The 17,873-nt window shown below is 47.6% G+C and carries 12 protein-coding genes; 4 read left to right on the plus strand and 8 right to left on the minus strand.

Annotated elements, in window-relative coordinates; translation table 11 throughout:
* Window positions 1–59 precede the first annotated feature (59 nt).
* A complete protein-coding gene (gene ricT / locus ESB13_RS19210; RefSeq protein WP_246022632.1) occupies window positions 60–1,796 on the plus strand; it encodes a regulatory iron-sulfur-containing complex subunit RicT in 1,737 nt (578 codons plus the stop codon).
* A gap of 123 nt (window positions 1,797–1,919) precedes the next feature.
* Window positions 1,920–2,642 carry a porin family protein gene (locus ESB13_RS19215; RefSeq protein ID WP_164974279.1) on the plus strand — a complete coding sequence of 241 codons (723 nt, stop codon included), beginning with the start codon at window positions 1,920–1,922 and terminating at the stop codon, window positions 2,640–2,642.
* Window positions 2,643–2,800: 158 nt separating this feature from the next.
* On the opposite strand, the gene ESB13_RS19220 is transcribed toward ESB13_RS19215, so the two are convergent.
* The 4 genes from ESB13_RS19220 to ESB13_RS19235 form a co-directional block, all read right to left on the minus strand.
* Window positions 2,801–3,997, minus strand: coding sequence for an FtsX-like permease family protein (locus tag ESB13_RS19220; protein ID WP_129005308.1), 1,197 nt, complete (start codon window positions 3,995–3,997; stop codon window positions 2,801–2,803).
* An 89-nt stretch (window positions 3,998–4,086) separates the two neighbouring features.
* Complete coding sequence (locus tag ESB13_RS19225) at window positions 4,087–4,737, minus strand: ATP-binding cassette domain-containing protein (RefSeq protein WP_129005309.1); 651 nt, start codon at window positions 4,735–4,737, stop codon at window positions 4,087–4,089.
* Window positions 4,738–4,800: 63 nt separating this feature from the next.
* Entirely contained in the window at window positions 4,801–6,492 is a 1,692-nt protein-coding gene (locus ESB13_RS19230) for a DUF4836 family protein (protein WP_164974280.1), read from the minus strand.
* 28 nt (window positions 6,493–6,520) lie between these two features.
* The gene (locus ESB13_RS19235; protein WP_129005311.1) at window positions 6,521–9,478 is read right to left on the minus strand and encodes a glycoside hydrolase family 3 N-terminal domain-containing protein; all 2,958 of its coding nucleotides are present in this window, start codon (window positions 9,476–9,478) and stop codon (window positions 6,521–6,523) included.
* A gap of 186 nt (window positions 9,479–9,664) precedes the next feature.
* Here ESB13_RS19235 and mutL point away from each other — a divergent pair, with 186 nt between their 5' ends.
* Window positions 9,665–11,587 carry a DNA mismatch repair endonuclease MutL gene (mutL, locus tag ESB13_RS19240; protein ID WP_129005312.1) on the plus strand — a complete coding sequence of 641 codons (1,923 nt, stop codon included), beginning with the start codon at window positions 9,665–9,667 and terminating at the stop codon, window positions 11,585–11,587.
* Between the two features lie 23 nt (window positions 11,588–11,610).
* Here mutL and ESB13_RS19245 read toward each other — a convergent pair whose 3' ends face one another.
* The 4 genes from ESB13_RS19245 to ESB13_RS19260 all read right to left on the minus strand — a co-directional run bounded on the left by ESB13_RS19245 (window position 11,611) and on the right by ESB13_RS19260 (window position 15,925).
* Window positions 11,611–12,117 (minus strand): hypothetical protein, encoded by a 507-nt coding sequence (locus ESB13_RS19245; protein WP_129005313.1) that lies wholly within the window; start codon window positions 12,115–12,117, stop codon window positions 11,611–11,613.
* Between the two features lie 286 nt (window positions 12,118–12,403).
* A complete protein-coding gene (locus ESB13_RS19250; protein ID WP_129005314.1) occupies window positions 12,404–13,015 on the minus strand; it encodes a phosphatase PAP2 family protein in 612 nt (203 codons plus the stop codon).
* 174 nt (window positions 13,016–13,189) lie between these two features.
* Window positions 13,190–14,602: a D-alanyl-D-alanine carboxypeptidase/D-alanyl-D-alanine-endopeptidase gene (locus ESB13_RS19255; protein ID WP_164974281.1), complete on the minus strand. Its 1,413-nt coding sequence runs from the start codon at window positions 14,600–14,602 to the stop codon at window positions 13,190–13,192.
* Between the two features lie 180 nt (window positions 14,603–14,782).
* The gene (locus ESB13_RS19260; RefSeq protein ID WP_129005316.1) at window positions 14,783–15,925 is read right to left on the minus strand and encodes a formimidoylglutamase; all 1,143 of its coding nucleotides are present in this window, start codon (window positions 15,923–15,925) and stop codon (window positions 14,783–14,785) included.
* Between the two features lie 113 nt (window positions 15,926–16,038).
* Here ESB13_RS19260 and ESB13_RS19265 point away from each other — a divergent pair, with 113 nt between their 5' ends.
* A complete protein-coding gene (locus tag ESB13_RS19265; protein WP_129005317.1) occupies window positions 16,039–17,808 on the plus strand; it encodes a BatD family protein in 1,770 nt (589 codons plus the stop codon).
* Window positions 17,809–17,873 lie beyond the last annotated feature (65 nt).

Genomic DNA, 17,873 nt, shown 5'->3' on the forward strand with positions numbered 1-17,873 from the left:
CCGGGAAACCGGGCGGCTGTAAAAGCAATGGAGGTTGCAATACCGGTAGCTGTAACAGGATGAACGTACACGATTGGTTGATGAATCTTCCCTTTAACGACCCCGAAAGCACTTGCAAGGTCGTGGAAGTAAGCTTCAACCAGGGTAGTCGAAAAGAATTTTACCGTAATCCTACTTTACAATATTTCGAAAAAGGCGCCTATGTTAGTGTAGAAGGAGTTAGCGGCTTTGACGTAGGAGAAGTAAGTCTTACCGGCGAGTTGGTACGTATGCAGCTCAAGAAAAAAGGCGTTGACGAGTTCAACCCCGAAATGAAAAAGATCCTTCGCCGTTCTTCAGATAAGGATCTCGAATTATTCCAGCATCATAAAGGCCGCGAACAGCAGGTACAAATGCGCAGTCGTGCAATTGCACGGCAACTCAACCTGCAAATGAAGCTCAGCGAAGTGGAAATACAGGCCGACGGTAAAAAAGCAACCTTCTTTTATACCGCCGATGATCGTGTGGATTTCCGCGAAATGATCAAAATATTTGCCTCCGAATTCAAGATAAAGGTGGAAATGAGGCAGATTGGTATCCGCCAGGAAGCCGCAAAAGTAGGCGGCATCGGAAGCTGCGGCCGCGAATTATGCTGCAGCACCTGGTTAACCGACTTCAAAAGTGTTACCACTACTGCAGCCCGTTACCAGAACCTGAGCATCAACCAAACCAAACTCAGCGGTCAGTGCGGCCGTCTGAAATGTTGCCTCAACTATGAGCTCGATACTTACCTCGATGCCTTACAACAGTTTCCGGATAACGCCGAAACACTGGGCACCACAAGGGGTACAGCCAACCTCATAAAGAAGGATATCTTCAAAAACCTGATGTGGTACGTGCTGCCCGATAGCAATAAGCAATACCCGTTAACCATTCACCGCGTAATAGAGATCAAACGATTGAATGCCCGCGGCGAAAAAGTAGATGAATTGCAGGCTGTTGAAGTAATAAGCACCAAGCCCAAAGAAATAGAACCGCAGTTTGTAGATGTAGTAGGCCAGATAAGCCTCCGCAGCCTCGAACGTGGCAGCCAGCGCCGCAAGAACAAAGAACGCGAACAACGCGGAAACGGCGCCGGCAAACAACAACGTGCCGGCGGTAACGACCGCGCAGCAGGAAACGAACGCGCCGCCAACGACCGCTCAGGCAACGAACGTTCCGGTAACGGCGATAATAACCGTAACCAGCAACGCAGCCAGCAGGGCAACGCCAAACCTGCGCAACAAAAACAATCCGGACAGGGTCGCGGCAACGAACGTAACCAGGGCGGAGAAAAAAACCAGGGTAACCGTAACCAGAATGCGGAACCAAGGCAAGCCAATGAGCAACGCCAGAAGGGTGAACGTAACCAGGGTAACGAACGCAGTCAAGGTAACGAACGCGGCCAGGGCAACGAACGTAACCAGGCAGAACGCAACCAAAATCAGGCGCAATCCGAACGTAACCAGGGCGGCTCCGGCAAACCCGAACGCCAGCAGGGCGATCGTAACCAGGGTAACAACCAGCGCGGAAATAACGGTGGCGAACGCCAGGGCGGTGAACAACGTCAGCAAAAAAGTGAACAAAAAGGCGCAGAACAGCGTAACCAGGGTGAACAAAGTAACCAGCCAGAGCGCAACCAGAACCAGTCTTCAGGTGAACAGCGTGGTAACAACAGGGGAAACAGGAACAACCCACGTGGGCAACAAAGGCCTCCACAAAATCCACAACAACGCCCTCCCCAGCAAGATTCACCCCCAGGCACGGGAAATGAATAAAAAATATGTAGATCGTTAAAAATCAATACATTAAAAGGAGGTCCAATGGGGCCTCCTTTTTTAATGTTAAAACATTTGGCACGGTCTTGGACTTCCGATGTTCATAATCAAATGAAAAAACTTATGAAAACTAAATTCGCACTATTAGCGTTTGCTGCCATAAGCAGTACAGGATTGTGGGCACAGAGCGTAACTCCTTCTACTACTAATACCAACCCCGGTGGTATTTATCTCAGAGGTTCCTTTAGCCTGGCAAACATTTCAACAAACGGCGATGGTACCGTAAACAGCTCTAATAACCTGGCTACTTTTAACGCCGGCTTCCTGGGCGATTTACCCTTAAATGACATGTTCTCCCTGCAGGCAGGTTTATTCCTCCAGGGCAAAGGCGCTAAGGCCAACAGCTATGCAAATGACAATGACCATAGCCAGAACTATGTGAAGTACAAGTTCAGACCTTACTACCTTCAGGTTCCCGTAAACTTTGCAGTGAAAATCCCTATGGGCGACGATAGCCGGTTCTTTATCGGAGCAGGTCCCTTCGTATCTATGGGCCTGTGGGGTAAAGCAACCAGGGAAGTGAATGTGCTGGGTAGTACCACCACAACCAAAGAAGACATCAAATTCGAATCTATCGACGGAAACGATCCGGATGACTCCCGCCTCGACAGGCTGAAAAGATTTGAATTCGGCTTAAACGGTACCGCTGGTATTGAAGCAGGCCGCTTCCTGGTAGGCGTAACCTACGACTGGGGTTTGAGCAAGATCAACCAGCAGTTTGAAAATGAAAACAACGACAAAAATAAATTCCGTACGTTAAGCGTTAACGTAGGTTTCAGGTTGTAGTCGCAAATTAGCTTCATAAAATGAGCGTCGGCTGTAAACAAAGTCTACATCGCAAACGCAGACTTCAGTTAACAAGCCCCGGAGGCCGTATCACATCAATGATACGGCCTCTTTTATTTAGTCCATACCCATGGTAAGCTTTTGCACGCACACCGTAGTCACGATTCCTTCTTATCCATGATGGAAATGTATTTGCGGATAGTGCTCCTGTTAACGATCCACAATACCAGCAGTATCAACAATGCAGCAACCACAGTAGGCCATCCCACAAGAGCAGGAAGCTCCATATTCTTATCACTAAGGAAACCCGCAAGCCACCATTGCAACACTGTGATCACCACCAGCGCCGCACCCACAATTACAACATTGGAAGGAAAGAACTGGCGCATCAGGAAACGATATAATTGAGCCGGCGCCGCTCCAATAGTAACCAGTAAAACGATCTCATCCTTACAGGAGGCAATCGTAAGCTGAATGAACAGCGTGAAAACCAGCAGCGCAAACGCCAGCATTACAATTCCCGTGGCGCCCGAAATGTTTACCACGGTATCTACGATCTGCCGGTATTTGCTGAAACGGGTTTTATCGGCATCGGTAGTAAGCTCATGCGCACGCAAATAAGCCGTAAGAGCCGGGTTGCCGGCATCGCGGGTGCGGATCACCACCCTGGAAGTCTGGGCAGGCAACCCACTTCCATACTTGTTATTGGCCCAGTCCATAAACGACTGTGGCACCAGTATCGACGATATACGATCACTGAAACCCACCACCTTTGCATAAAAGGAAACAACAGTCGTCCCCGTCCTCACATTTACCTTGATAGGCAGATTCTTTACCAGGTCCTGTGTCAGCTGAGGCAGGCTTTGCGATGTGGCAAAACCAAAATTATACAGGTCAAGGAACATATTGGGAATGATCATCGGTATAAACTGCGACTGTTCATTCCACCTCCAGGCATCATTGGTAACATCGATGAATTCATCAGGAACGCTTTCAAAAAACAATTCGGAATAAAACGGCATATGCTCGCTTACACTCTCCGCCGATAACTTAAAACGGCTGGGCGTTAAAAGCCCCACCCCATCAATAAAAGGCTGACTGCGTAAATCGGCAAGTTCAGCAGTGGAAAGTGTAGTAGCCCCCAGCGTTTGATTGTTCACAACCTTGTTAATGACAAGAAAGTTGGCAATACTATCCTGGTTGCTCTTGCCATATAACAGGCTGTTATAATTTACCTGTAACTGAACAGCACCAAGAATAAGCAGCAGTGCCACAGACAATCCCGCCGCTGCCATTACAAAGCGGCTTCTGCCCGCACCGCCTTTTATTAGCTTATGTAATAATTTGTGTAACATTTGTTCCTCCTGTTGCACTAAAAATTAAAAGATCCATTAACTGCTACCTGCCGCGTCTTCATCAACAATCAACTAACCTTCTCTCTCCTCTACAACCCCAGGTACCGTGTATAAGCAAAGTAATCATCTTCATCGAGATCGGTAAGCAGGAAACCTGCTTTCCTGAGCGTGCACTCTTCGGCAATCAGCGCCGCAGCCTTGCGGGTATTCTCTTCATCAAGATGACTGAAAGGCTCGTCCATAATAAGCCATTGAAAAGGTTGTATGAGTGCCCTTATAATGGCAATACGCTGCTGTTCGCCATAGCTGCAAAGACCTGCACGCTGGTCAAGAATATGAGATACCTGCAGCCTGGCAGCCATTTCATCTATCTTCTCAACCGCATACCGCGGATGAACAGGTAATATCCTGTTGAGCTCAATGTTCTCCCTAGCCGTAAGATTGGAAAACAACCGCATATCCTGGAATATGACACTGATAGAAGACTGCCGCATGACAGCAAGTTCCGCCGCCGGACAACTGGTAAGATCCTTGCCATTCCATTGCACCTTCCCCGAGTAATCGTGCCGTAGCTTATACAGGATATGAACAAGAGTTGTTTTACCCGTGCCGCTGGGCGCCTTTATCTTCACCCATTGCCCCGGCTCAAACACCAGCTCTTTATTCCAGATCTCCGATTCCCGCTGTTGCATCTTATCACGCAGCGGCGTGGGTATTACTTTACTTAATATTATTTGCATAACCCGTATAACATAAAGCTGAAAGTAAAAAAGCCCCGAAGAACGGGGCTATATTATCTTGTCTTATTTATTTGGCTGTTCCAACAAAGGCGGTGCAACAACATCCCCGGCTGGTAAACTGTCCAGCGTTACTTCCTCATCAAGGATCGCATTCCTGCTCTTGCGCTCAGTTTCTGCGGCAGCAACAGCTTTCTGCACAAACTTGATGATCGAAGCCAGACTGTTCTCTTTATCATTACCTGTGCGCAATTCAAAAGAGCTGCCTATTTTCTTACCATCGAACTTACGTTCACTAACAGCAATAAAATCTTTAAAAGTAGCCTGAGCCTCTGCTTTCAGAGCAGCATAACTGGAATCAGCCGGAATGCCTGCTATGATCTTCGAAAAATCGAAATATACAGCAGATGCCTTGCCTTTGATTTTGTTCTTTATTTCATCGGAAATAGCAGCTTTGCCGGCACCTGCTTTATACTGCTGCAGAACCACCGAATCACTGGCAAAATACAGGTCCTTTTCATCAAGAGTAACAGGATAACCTCCTGTAGCCATGGCAGGTACATACTGGTTGCCCTGCTGTACCAGGATGCCTTTTGCTGCCAGCGCATTGGTTACTTTGGTATAGGCCGCTTTATCGCCCATCTTGGCATTGACGATCATTTTGAAAACAGGCTGCTTTGTCTTGTACTGCGGTAAAAATGCATTTGGCTTTTCCTCAATCGCGAAGTCAGAAGCAATAAAGGTGAATTCACCTTTGAAAGCCTTAATAATATCTTCAAGCGAAAAACCCATAGAAGCCAGGTACTGATTGGCAATAGCTTCAACACCCATGTATTTGACAATATCGACCAGGATGCCTGGCTGGAACGACATGGAAATAAAACCATCTATATTGTTCGAAGGGAATTTCTCCAATGCCTTGATATCAACTTCAGGCATGTCATATTTCTTGACAATATCCGAAAGCGCTTTACCCATATAGGTAGCAGACTCACCGGTTATTTTACCATCTTCAAAATTGAGGGTAGCTGCAGAATAACAATCCTTGAACAGATCAGCAGCTTTGGTAAGACCAATCATAGGTATAGCAGCCAGTGAAGCCGTAGAATTAGACCATACCAGCGCATCAGACTTTTTGCCCGCCAGCTCCCTGAACTCGGGAATACCGGCAACCGATTCGGCTTCTTTCTGGCTGAACGCAGCAGTGATCTGGGCTTCAGCATTATTCACAGTACCATTGTTGCTGTATTTTTCACCAACAGCACCGGCTACTACAATCACATCACTATTCCATCCTATGGAAAAACCACCCTTGATATTGGCATACGAATAGCCCGAACCTTCTTTGATCTCTGCATCAGGAGCCTGCTTCTTCAGGTAAGCCTGGAACTTCGACTTATCATCCATAGCAGCAACAGCACCAAAAATAGCATTGCTGCCGGTGATCATCGCACCTTTGCTTTGCATATACACATAGATCTCAGACTGCCACTTGACACCCGCATTTTTAAAATCATCCCATTTAGCCAGCTCAGAAGCAGAAGATTTACTCTCAGCGATCGCCTTTTTAAACAGCGAGTCTATACTGATCTTACTTTTCTCCAGCTTTTCCTGGAGGTTTTTCACATTTGCCGCAAATACAAAAGAAACATCTTTAGGGATGTATTTCGTCTGCGTTGGTACCGGCTTTTTACATGCTGCAAATACAAGCATAACAGCCGCTGCCGTAAGTAGTAGGGTGTTTCTTAATGATTTCATCTGTTGGAAAGTTATTAGGACGAATATATTACATATGATGGAGAGCACTATAAATAATTTCATGAATGGCAGGACGCACATTCAGCTGCCCCAGTTTGCCATTGGAACCACCCTCAGGACATACCCTGTTCGACAGGAAAATATACAGCAGATGCTCCTGCGGATCAGCCCATACACAAGTGCCTGTAAAGCCCGTGTGGCCGAAGGTTGACGGAGAAGCACTGAGCGTTGGATAAGGCTCCTTACGCGACGCATTGTCCTTTTCAGGTTTATCAAAGCCCAATCCCCTCCTGCTGCTGTCACTGTGATAAGCGGTAAACAGGCCTATCGTTTCTTTCTTCAGCAAGCGCTTGCCATTCAACTCCCCACCGTTCAGCAGCATAAGGTAAAGTTTGGCCAGGTCACCGGCATTACTGAATAACCCCGCATGTCCCGCAACTCCCCCAAACATCGCAGCGCCGGGATCATGAACATGCCCCCTCAGCAGCTGCAGCCTGAAATATTTTTCCTTTTCAGTAGGCGCAATGGCAGCTATGTTCATATGTTCCAATGGCTTGAAAGTGGTAGTCGCCATTTGCAACGGCTCATAAAAATGAATACGGGCATATTCATCTAACGGCAGCCCCGATACCTGCTCTACTATTTTACCCAGGAAAATGAAATCGTTATCACTGTACACATACTTGCCCGGTGTTCCCAGCTTGCTTTGCAAGATACGCTGATACAGTGTATCGCGCCAGCTGTTGCGCATATACATATGATCCGCAACCTCAACAGAATGCGAAGCATCGGCCCTGGAAGTATAAAAGCCCGGCTTGGGTTTGCCCGTAGCCGTATCTATGGTCTCCCTGTAAAAAGGGATCCACGATACCAGCCCCGCCTGGTGCAGCAAAACATCCTCCAGCGTTAATCCGGCCTTATCAGAACCCCTGGTCCAGGAAAGATAATCACCCAGCTTCTTTTTTAAATCGATCTTCCCCTCTTCATATAATTTCATGATGCTCACAGTAGTAGCAGAGATCTTGGTCACAGAGGCCAGATCATATACCGTTGCCGTGGTTACAGGTTCCGCACCATCATAGTTCATATGACCATAAGCCTTGTTGAATACAACCTTACCGTCTTTCGCAACCAGCACTACGCATCCCGGAGTTGCCCCTTTGGCAATGGCCTCCGCAGCAACAGCATCAATTTTATTTAATGTCCGCACATCTATAACCGAAGGCAAACCAGTTGTTGCATTACCCGCTGCCGGCCCGCTTCCCGTAGCTGCAACTGCTTCCCCGCTTCCAATAATGCCGGCACCATAACTAAGCCCCTCACATACCGTAACAGGTAAAGTGCCACGCGCCGGAAGTGTGCCACGCAGCAACGCCGTAGCAGTTTCGTGCATCAGGCTGTCGTCTTCATAACAGGCAACCAGGTTCCCGGCGCTGCAGTTATTTCTAATAGCATATGGATTACCAAATACAAAATGAATGGTATGCTCCTGCATTTGCAGTTGCTGTAGCAAGCCCGCCGCAACAGCGCTGATCCCAAAATTATTCGCAGGATACTTTGTATACTGATGCACACCTACAATAACAGCATCATAACCAACCTTCACCTTCTCCAGTATCGCAGTAGCCGCAGCAGCATCCGCTTTATATCCCAGGAAGAAACAATCAGCCTGGTATACCTGCTGTAAACGACTCGCAAAAGCATTGGCTTTTTCTATTCCTATCCCAACGAAGGCCGTCTTCTTGCCCGTAGCCAGCGGCAGCAGGCTTTTATTATTATTGCGTAACAGCGTAATTGCGTTTTCATATACCTCCTTCTTCAATGCAGGCACGGCAGCATTCAAACGCGCTGTGATATTATTGGTTTCAATAGCCTTCAGTGTATCGAGGCCAAGGTTATACTTTGCCAGCAACACCTTACGTACCTTCTCATTCAAAGCAGCCTTACTCAAACGCCCCCTGCGAATGGCCTTTTTCACCTTCTTGATAGTCCCGCCAACATCACTCGGTAAGCATAACATATCATTCCCCGCTATCAGCGATTGCACAGAAGCCTCACCCGAAGGAAAATACTTGGCTACCCCCTGCATCTCGATGGCATCGGTAAATGTAATACCCTTAAACTGCAACTCATTACGCAGTAAACCAGTAACATTCTTTTCAGAAAGAGAAGTGGCACGATTAGGCGTATTATCGATGGAAGGAATATAAAGATGCGCAACCATCATACTTCCCACACCTTCGCTGATAAGCCGGCGAAAAGGATAAAGCTCCAGCGAGTCTAGCTGCGCACGCGATTTGTTGATAACAGGAAGATCCAGGTGCGAGTCCACTGCCACATCGCCATGGCCGGGAAAATGTTTACCGCAGGCCATAATGCCACCATCCTGCATCCCCTTGGTGATCTGTGTCCCAAACAAGGCAACCTTGTATTTGTCTTCTCCAAATGAACGGAAATTGATCACCGGGTTATTGGGGTTATTATTAATATCCACTACCGGCGCATAGTTAACCTGGATGCCCGCCAGCTTGCACTGCCCGGCAATAGCCTTTCCCACCCGGTAAACAAGGTCCGGGTTCTGCATGGCCCCAAGGGTAAGCTGGTCGGGAAACTTGACAATACTATCGAAACGCATACCTACCCCCGTTTCGCCGTCAATACAAACCATCAGCGGAACCGGCGCCAACGCCTGTAACCTGTTAACCACCTCAGCCTGCTTTACAGGATTACCCTGGAAAAGACAAAGTGCACCAATATTGTATTTCTTGATCTCTGTAGCTATACGATCGTCATAAAAAGCCACAGAATTAGGACCATTACGGGTAGAAACCCGGAGAACCATCAACTGGGCGATCTTTTCACTCCTCGACAGGGTTTTAAAAGTGCTGTCTACCCAACGCGTGGCAGCCGGCGACGCCTGTAAAAATTGCTGGCTGTAACCCCGAATAGCAGAAAAGACCAGTAAAGGCAAAACGAGATATTTCATGACGACAAAGTTTGATAGCTTAAAAGCAAGATAAGAGAAATTTTTCCCACATTTGCGGCTTTCTGCGGCAATTGAAACAAAAAAGTAGAAATCGAAACAAAAAACCGCTATAACCAGCTACCACCTATCATTCTACCATCTGTCATCTATTCCCTATTTTTACAAGTTCAAAAACCGAGAGATCCAGTGCCAGATATTATACAGTTATTACCAGACAACATAGCAAACCAGATAGCAGCGGGAGAAGTGATACAGCGGCCGGCAAGTGCGGTCAAGGAACTATTGGAAAATGCAGTTGACGCGGGCGCTACCGAAATAAAACTCATCATCAGCGACGCCGGAAAGCAGCTGGTACAGGTTATAGATAATGGGAAAGGCATGAGCGAAACAGATGCCCGCATGTGTTTCGAAAGACACGCCACCAGCAAGATCCGCCAGATCGACGACCTCTTTCATGTAAAAACAATGGGCTTCCGAGGCGAAGCCCTGGCCTCCGTAGCCGCCGTAGCACAGGTAGAATTGAAATCTCGCAGGGCCGGAGATGAACTGGGCACTTTCATCGAAGTGGAAAACAGCGCCGTGATAAAACAGGAACCCTGTGCCTGCCCCGTAGGCACCAGCATATGTATGAAGAACCTCTTCTTCAACGTTCCCGCCCGCCGTAATTTCCTCAAAAGCAATGCCGCCGAAATGCGCCATATCACCGACGAATTCATTCGTGTCGCAATGGCATTTCCGCAGATCTTTTTCTCTCTTACCAACAACGGCCAGCAACAGTTCCACCTCGAAGCAGGCAGCCTCAAACAACGTGTGGTACAGATCCTGGGCAGCCAGTATGCCTCCCGGCTCGTACAGGTGAAAGAAGAAATGGATTATATGAACGTAGCAGGTTTCGTAGGAAAACCCGATACCGCACGTAAAACAAGAGGAGAACAATACTTCTTCGTCAATAACAGGTTCATCAGGAGCGCCTACCTCAACCACGCCGTGATGAATGCCTTCCAGGAAATGATCCCAAAAGATAGCTTCCCCCTCTACGCCCTGTTTATAGAACTGGATCCCACCCAGGTGGATATCAACGTCCACCCCACCAAACAGGAGATCAAGTTCGAAGACGAAAAGATCGTTTACGCCTTTGTTCAGGCCGCAGTAAAACATGCCCTCGCGCAATTCAGCGTGGCACCTTCGCTCGACTTTACGCTCAATGCCGATATACAACAGCTCGATGCGCTCAACAAACCCTTTACAGAAGATAAACAACAATCTGCTTCAGGCTCCGATCTCTATAAAACTTTTACACAAAAAAACCAGGCACACGCTATTGAAGGCTCTTCAAAAAAGAGTGAGCTGAAAAACTGGCAGGACTTTTTCACCCCTGCCGCCGAAATAGGAACACCCCCCGCCAGCGATCTTTCCATCGACCCCATAGGCGACCTGCCCGGCCTGTCACAACTAAAGGCAGGCGTCTACGATATTACAGCAACCCCGCAGGTGGTAGAAGGACTGTACTCACTGGAAGCAGCCGGTACGCGGCAGGTGATCGAAAACAGCCCGCTCCTGCAGTTACATTATACTTATATCCTGGTACCCATGAGCAGCGGTTTTCTGGTGGTGCACCAGCAACTGGCACATGAACGTATTTTATACGAACGCTACTCACAGGCAGCCCACTCCAACCATATGGCCTCGCAGCAAAGCCTGTTCCCCGCAACGCTGGAACTCGCCCCCTCCGACGCAATATTGTTACAGGACCTTTTACCCGAGTTGCGCGCAATAGGTTACCACATCGAGCCTTTCGGAAAAGATGCCTTCATTATCCAGGGCACCCCCGCCGATATCACACAAGGCAACGAAAAACATTCCATTGAACTATTGATAGAACAGTTTAAACACTTCAGCAGCGATATCAAATTCAGCAAACGGGAAAAACTGGTGCGCTGTATGGCCCGCCAACAGGCTATTAAAACCGGCCAAACGCTCACCCAGCACGAAATGTCAACACTGGTGAATGAACTGTTATCCTGTAGTACGCCCAACGTTACCCCAACAGGCAGCCCCACTTACATAGAATTCAAGGAAGACTACCTCGACAGAATGTTTGGCCGGTAAATGCCCTAAGCCAGGCATCCGCTTTATTTGTCACTCTTCTGTTTCGGTATCTTACGGCAGTCGAACGGCTTGAAAACAAGCGAAAAACTGGCAGTATCGCTCAAATACATCCGCCCCGAAACAGGATCCACACTATAATTCTGCTGAAGCAGGTTACCGTCCGCGCTCATCTTGAATACTACAGGCAATGTATCTTGTTTCCCCTCCTGGATATAACTCCATACCGTTGTAACAGTGCTGTCCTGTACAGTCCCCTTGAGCGTACCGCGACGGGTATCTTTTTCATAGATCATCTCAACAAGCTCCCCGTCAACTTTACCATCACGCATAACCAGGTGAACAGTAAAAGTATCCTGTTCCGTCTTTCCGGAAAACCGTTGAAAACAAACAGACATCGAATCATTACGCAGATCAGTACGCGAAGTAGAAGCAGAATCATTGATGACGCGCTGGTTGGGATTGTTACCACAGGAGATCAGGGTAATAAGTGCAGTTCCAACCAGCATTAAGGATAAGGTTATGTTTTTCATGGCTTTGTTTTCCACAAAAGATACAAGAAACATACCCGAAATAAGAGAAGATGTAACCTGAATAAGGGGTTTTTACGGGTAACCGTCCACAAACGCCCCGGCACTCATTCAGTGTTTAAACTTGAAAAACCCGGATGAATAACCGCTCCTGCATGTCATCACATGTACAGCCTGCCACCCCACCAGGTACCATCCGCCACCTCAAAAGCAGATCAAAGCCGCACTAAAGCCGCTCTAAAGCCGTCTATAAGCCGCTTTAATTTTCCATTCTCCGCACACAAACAGCTTAAGGCAACGGTTTCAAAGTAGGTTTCGGCCTGTTAAATAGCTTCTTATTGGCCCAGTGTGTCAGCAACGCTGTTCCTGTGCCTACTGCTGCGCCGGCAAGAACATCGGAAGGATAATGAGCCCCCAGATACATACGCGAATAACCAATACTTGCCGCATAAGCAAAAGCAGGTACTGTTATATACCATTTTTTAAATTCAAGGGATGTGCTCACAGCCAGCGAAAAAGCGGCCGAAGTATGGCCGGAAGGAAGTGACTTACGATCGTTACCAGGTTTATACGCATGTATTACCCCATCCCACGTGGCAGATGGCCTGTCGCGCATAGCCGAACGTTTCAGTAATTCGGTCACCAGCGCATTGGCAAGAACGGCTTCACCAATATGTAACCCCTTCTTTAACAGCTCCCTGTCACCGCTCACACCACCGGCGATCATAATACCGATAGGAACAGCGCCACTAACTTTAAAAATGGAGTTCGTAGTCGTTTTCCAGTAACCCGAAAAATTACCACTGGGATTGATTGACTTCAGGATATTGACATCCACATTCTGGGCACACGCACAATTTGCGGTCCATAGCAGGATTGGTAATAAATAGTACTTCAGCATTGCCAGTAAGAAACGATTTATTTGACGTTTTCTTTTGCGCCAAAACTTAGAAAAAACTTAAAATATCAGCTATCGTTCTTATTCTTCTTCAATTGGGGCCTATACCTGTTCCACACACATCTGTTCAGCAAAATAGTCTTTTGGAAAGTTAAGGCTTTTTTCCTTTTTACGGCCTTACCATTTGTCGATAACCCCGCCTAAAAATGCCTCCACCTCCCTCCTGATATCGGAAACGGATGCCTTATGATTATTAACCATAACAGAAAATGCCAATACTTTCCCTTTCTGCGTAAGCAGGTAACCGCTCAGGGAAACATTATTGCTGAGCGTACCGGTCTTCGCATAAATACGGCCGGCATATTGTTTATAATAACCGCTTAAAGTACCCTGCCCGCCTGTTTCCAGGATCCCGGTAATACGCTGCCAGCTGAAATCCTGCTTCATCTTATGCAGTAACCAGGTAAAGTCCTGCGGGGAAATAAGATTATAACGGCTTAACCCGCTGCCATCAACCCAACGCGGAGCCTGCGGCATGCCGGCATAGTCTGTAGAAAGCAAACTGTCGATAACAGCCGCTTCATTTAACTGCCGCAACAAACTATTACTCACAAGAAGCAGGGATTGTTCTGCGAGAAAGTTGTCACTCCTGTGCATCATAATACGCAACACACTATCTACAGGCTGCGAGTAAATAACATGCTGCAACGCTCCCTGTGGCGCTGCACTGCCCTCACTTATCATAAGCCCTAATGTATCACGTAATAGTTGTACCGAAACAGGCAACGCGGTCATAAAAGGAATATCGATGCTCAAGGTTTTCTTCGCCGCTGCCAACGTAGAATGCTTCACAGGAGAAGGCCTCCGGTAAAAACGGTTACTGTTCCTGTCACGGCCATAAGTATCATCATCCGCGCCAACATCATCCCCTTCATGGGTCAATGAAAATCCCGAAGGCTGCATCGAAAAAGACGCAGCTGTTTTGCGTATCCGCACCACATTACCATAAATAGGAAAAGCACTGCGCTCAGCCATATAGTAATCCTCATAATCACTCCACGCCCATCCATTCCCCCACGAAGTAGTACGCCAGTTGTCTCCAAACACAACAAACGATGCCAACTTGTTCCTTTTAAGAAATGCAGCAACAGGCTGGTAAGAAAAATCAGGATGCAGGAAACTGGGATCTCCCGTAGGTAGAATACACATCGTTTTCAAACGCCCCGCTGCAACTCCTTCATCTGCCCTTCTGGTATTGCTGTCAGCCGCCATGGCATATTGCGCCAATGGCTGCCCGCCCGAAGATGGTGCAGTACGCGTTGCCACCATATCAGCAGGCGCCTCAAAATAACGAAGCCCTTCAATGCTGTCACCAAGATGTTTCATAGCAGCATAACACGTCAGGAGCTTGGTATTACTGGCAGGAATAAAGTATTTATCGCCCTGGTAGCTATATAACGACTGCCCTGAATTAACATCGGTGATACTGATGCCAACATGCGCCGTTGCAACCTCCGAACGCTGTAATAAAGTTTTATTGGCCAGGGCCGCTATCTGCTTACTGGTGCCGCAGGCAGAAAACACAAGCATGCTTGATGCAATCAAGAAACACGCAACCCGCCAGCTAAACGTCCCATGCCGTCTGAAACGGATCTCCCCAAAGGAAAATATATGCCGGCAGAATAACATACGCTGCCGGTACATAAAATGTAGCCGGGAAGCGGATCCTTTATTGCTCATAAGACAGATTTTTACTTGGCTTTAGCCGGCCTAATGTCTTTCCATAGCCCGCATCCAGCGCTCAGGAATCTCATTGGCAGCCGCCAGCAGGTAATCCCTGTGACTGCACGCCATATAATTCCCTTCAGGCATTTGCATCCACCAGCGGCCGGTACGTTTGCTTTGCAGGAAAGTGGCTTCTATCTCGGCAAAAGCCATTTTATATTCATTGAATTCGTCAGTACGGTCAAGACTAGCTTCCTGCTTTCCCCTGTGAATACCATCCATCAGGTACCAGAGCATATGGCTGATCTGGCGCGCAGTCATATCCTGCACATCCCTTTTAGGAACAAAACCATAAATACCGATCGTATTTACATTCGGGCTCATACCCGCATACTGCATCAGCGTACAGGCCTCTTCACCATTAAACCCGTTGGGCGTAAGGTTGTTCGAAGGCGCATGGCTGTGCTGGATAGCAGCAATATCAAAACTAAACAGGTTGGCATTGCGGATCACAGGCTCCATTTCATCGATCTGCTCTTTCACCCTGCCAACACGATAACAGTCAAACCTAAGCCGGTCAATAGTTTCAAGCATAGCAGGATGAACAAGATAACTCTGGAAACCAATATGATTATAATGACGAACGTAGTTGGGCTCACTGGTAAGCAAACTTAACAGAAAGTTTTCAACAGGCACCCTGCTGTCCATATCCATATCGATACGGGCATCCACACAAGTCATTTCAATGATCTGTTCAGCAGAAGCATAAACATCGTATTGGGCTCGGGTGAGGTCATGCGAACCACCCAGTATCACCACCCTTTTACCCAGCCCGGCAAGTTCAGCAACTACGGTGCGAACTGCAGCATAAGTATCGGCCATGGTTGCACCTGTTTTAATGTTGCCAACATCGGCCACCTTTACATCATCGTGCCAGTGGTAAAGACCATAAAACTGCTTGCGAACCAGGTCAGGCGCATTCGAACGCGAATGGCCGGGACCTTCGCCACGGGCTTCACCACAACCTACCAGCACAATATCAGCCTCATCCAGGTCAGGAAAAAACTCCTCGTAAACCGCTATATGTTTACCAAGCTGGGTATCCCGGTAACCTTCGTCATTTGAAAGATCATAAGTATTTACGGGCTCCAGGAAATCAATAATGGAATCTATAGAAAAAGAAGGCATATATAAAGGATGTACTTGTTTGCGGCAAACTTACTAAAGTAGAAGTGGAATTTACAATTTACATTAACAATCCCGCTTGAATATCGAGGGGTTTCATCCCTTAAATTTGTTAAATGCGTTTCCTGGAACATACAATTTTGAGCAGCATGCTGCTGCTGCTGATCCCATTTGCCCTCAGGGCACAGGAGCCTTTCAACATACACGTTTCCGCCTCCGAGATCTTCAGGAACGATGTGCTGCAGGTAGAATATACCATCGATAACGGCCAGGCCATCTCCCATTTCGAAGCGCCGGTATTCCGCAACTGGGCCATACGGTCGGGCCCCATGGTAACAAAATCACACACCATCGTCAATGGCCAGTCAAGTGAGAAAACCAGCTATATGTACTCGCTAGCCCCCGAAAAAACCGGCACCCTCGAAATTCCCTCCACCACAGTTGTCAATGGCGGAAAAAAACTTTCCTGCAAAGCCGTACAAATAAAAATACTCAACAAGGATAATCCATCACCCGTACATAGCCCGCCACCGCCGTCATCACAACTGCAATCGCTTTTCGGGGAAGAAGTGAAAGACGACGTCTTTGCACAGGCGCCGGTACTGCGGCGCGGCGACAATCCCGCTGCCGTTATCCGCAATAATTGCTTCATCAGGGTAAACAGCAGCAAAAAACGAATTTATGTAGGCGAACCCGTTATGGTAACCTACAGGCTCTACACAGCCTTACCCAGCAATCCCATAAGCGGAGAACCACCCTATTTCAACGGCTGCAGCGTAAGCGAAATACCTTTTGAACAGGCATTCGAAACAGAAAAGATAGACGGCAAAACATTCAGGGTCGCCACTATACGTAAAGTGCAGCTGATACCGCTGGAAGCAGGTACATTAAGCCTCGGCAGGCAAACCATACAAAACGAAGTCACCTTCCGCATCGCCGACGAACAATACCGCCGGCAACCTTATAAATTAATGCTGAAGAATGCCCCCGCCAGTATCGAAGTATCAGCCTTACCCACCCCGGCCCCGGCTTTGTTTTCAGGCGTCGTAGGCAGCTTTACCATCACCGCACGGGCAGAAAAAACATCCGTTCCTGCACAGGAAAATAACAGCCTGGTAATATCCGTAAAAGGTAAAGGCAACCTGGAACGCATTATCGATGCACCTAAAGTAAGCTGGCCGGCAGGACTGGAACATTACGACGCAAACAGCAGGGAAGATATCAATAAAGAAGTCTTTCCGTTCGAAGGCTATCGCACCTTCGAAATCCCCTTCATAGGCAGTAAACAAGGCAACGCAAATATCAATCCCATTGAATTCTGCTACTTTGACCCGGAACAACAAACCTACCAGACAATACGCTCCGAAAGCATCCCGTTAACCTTTACCAAAGCCGCGAAATACGATTACCGGAACGACCCGGCTTTTCGCGAAGACCGGACCACCCGCCAGTATATATGGATAGTTCCTGCCCTGGCATTACTCGTAACCAGTATCCTGTACATTAACTCTAGACAGGAGAAACAGAAAAAAGAAAAAGCAGCCATAGCAGCCGCAGCAACACCAGTGGTTGTAGCTAAAACAGATTTCAACGCAGCTGTAGAACTACTGGTGCATGTTGAAGATCAGCGAACATTCTTTAATAAATGTAAAACGATCCTGCACGATGCCATGGCCGAAGCCGCTCATTCACCGGCAACATGCAGCAGAGAACAGCTATTAAAAATGATCTCGGAAACCGAAACCGGCGATAGTGATCAGCTTACAGAACAATGCCGGGAATTCTTCACCATATGCGATCACGCACTGTATACCCCCACCGATGAAGCCCCTCCAAAAGAGCAGGTACTGGTAACACTCCAACAACTGATCTACAGGTTGTGCTAGCATTACTGCTATAATCACGCTGTTGAAGAAAGAATAGCAAAACAAAAGCTTTACAGCCAAACAAA

The organism is Filimonas effusa (genome assembly GCF_004118675.1).
Lineage (GTDB): Bacteria > Bacteroidota > Bacteroidia > Chitinophagales > Chitinophagaceae > Filimonas > Filimonas effusa.

Bases quoted from the DNA above. Each gene is read 5' to 3' on its own strand.
- ricT (WP_246022632.1), top strand. From the start codon at position 60: ATGAACGTACACGATTGGTTGATGAATCTTCCCTTTAACGACCCCGAA.
- ESB13_RS19215 (WP_164974279.1), top strand. From the start codon at position 1,920: ATGAAAACTAAATTCGCACTATTAGCGTTTGCTGCCATAAGCAGTACA.
- ESB13_RS19220 (WP_129005308.1), bottom strand. From the start codon at position 3,997: ATGTTACACAAATTATTACATAAGCTAATAAAAGGCGGTGCGGGCAGA.
- ESB13_RS19225 (WP_129005309.1), bottom strand. From the start codon at position 4,737: ATGCAAATAATATTAAGTAAAGTAATACCCACGCCGCTGCGTGATAAG.
- ESB13_RS19230 (WP_164974280.1), bottom strand. From the start codon at position 6,492: ATGAAATCATTAAGAAACACCCTACTACTTACGGCAGCGGCTGTTATG.
- ESB13_RS19235 (WP_129005311.1), bottom strand. From the start codon at position 9,478: ATGAAATATCTCGTTTTGCCTTTACTGGTCTTTTCTGCTATTCGGGGT.
- ESB13_RS19245 (WP_129005313.1), bottom strand. From the start codon at position 12,117: ATGAAAAACATAACCTTATCCTTAATGCTGGTTGGAACTGCACTTATT.
- ESB13_RS19250 (WP_129005314.1), bottom strand. From the start codon at position 13,015: ATGCTGAAGTACTATTTATTACCAATCCTGCTATGGACCGCAAATTGT.
- ESB13_RS19255 (WP_164974281.1), bottom strand. From the start codon at position 14,602: ATGCTTGTGTTTTCTGCCTGCGGCACCAGTAAGCAGATAGCGGCCCTG.
- ESB13_RS19260 (WP_129005316.1), bottom strand. From the start codon at position 15,925: ATGCCTTCTTTTTCTATAGATTCCATTATTGATTTCCTGGAGCCCGTA.
- ESB13_RS19265 (WP_129005317.1), top strand. From the start codon at position 16,039: ATGCGTTTCCTGGAACATACAATTTTGAGCAGCATGCTGCTGCTGCTG.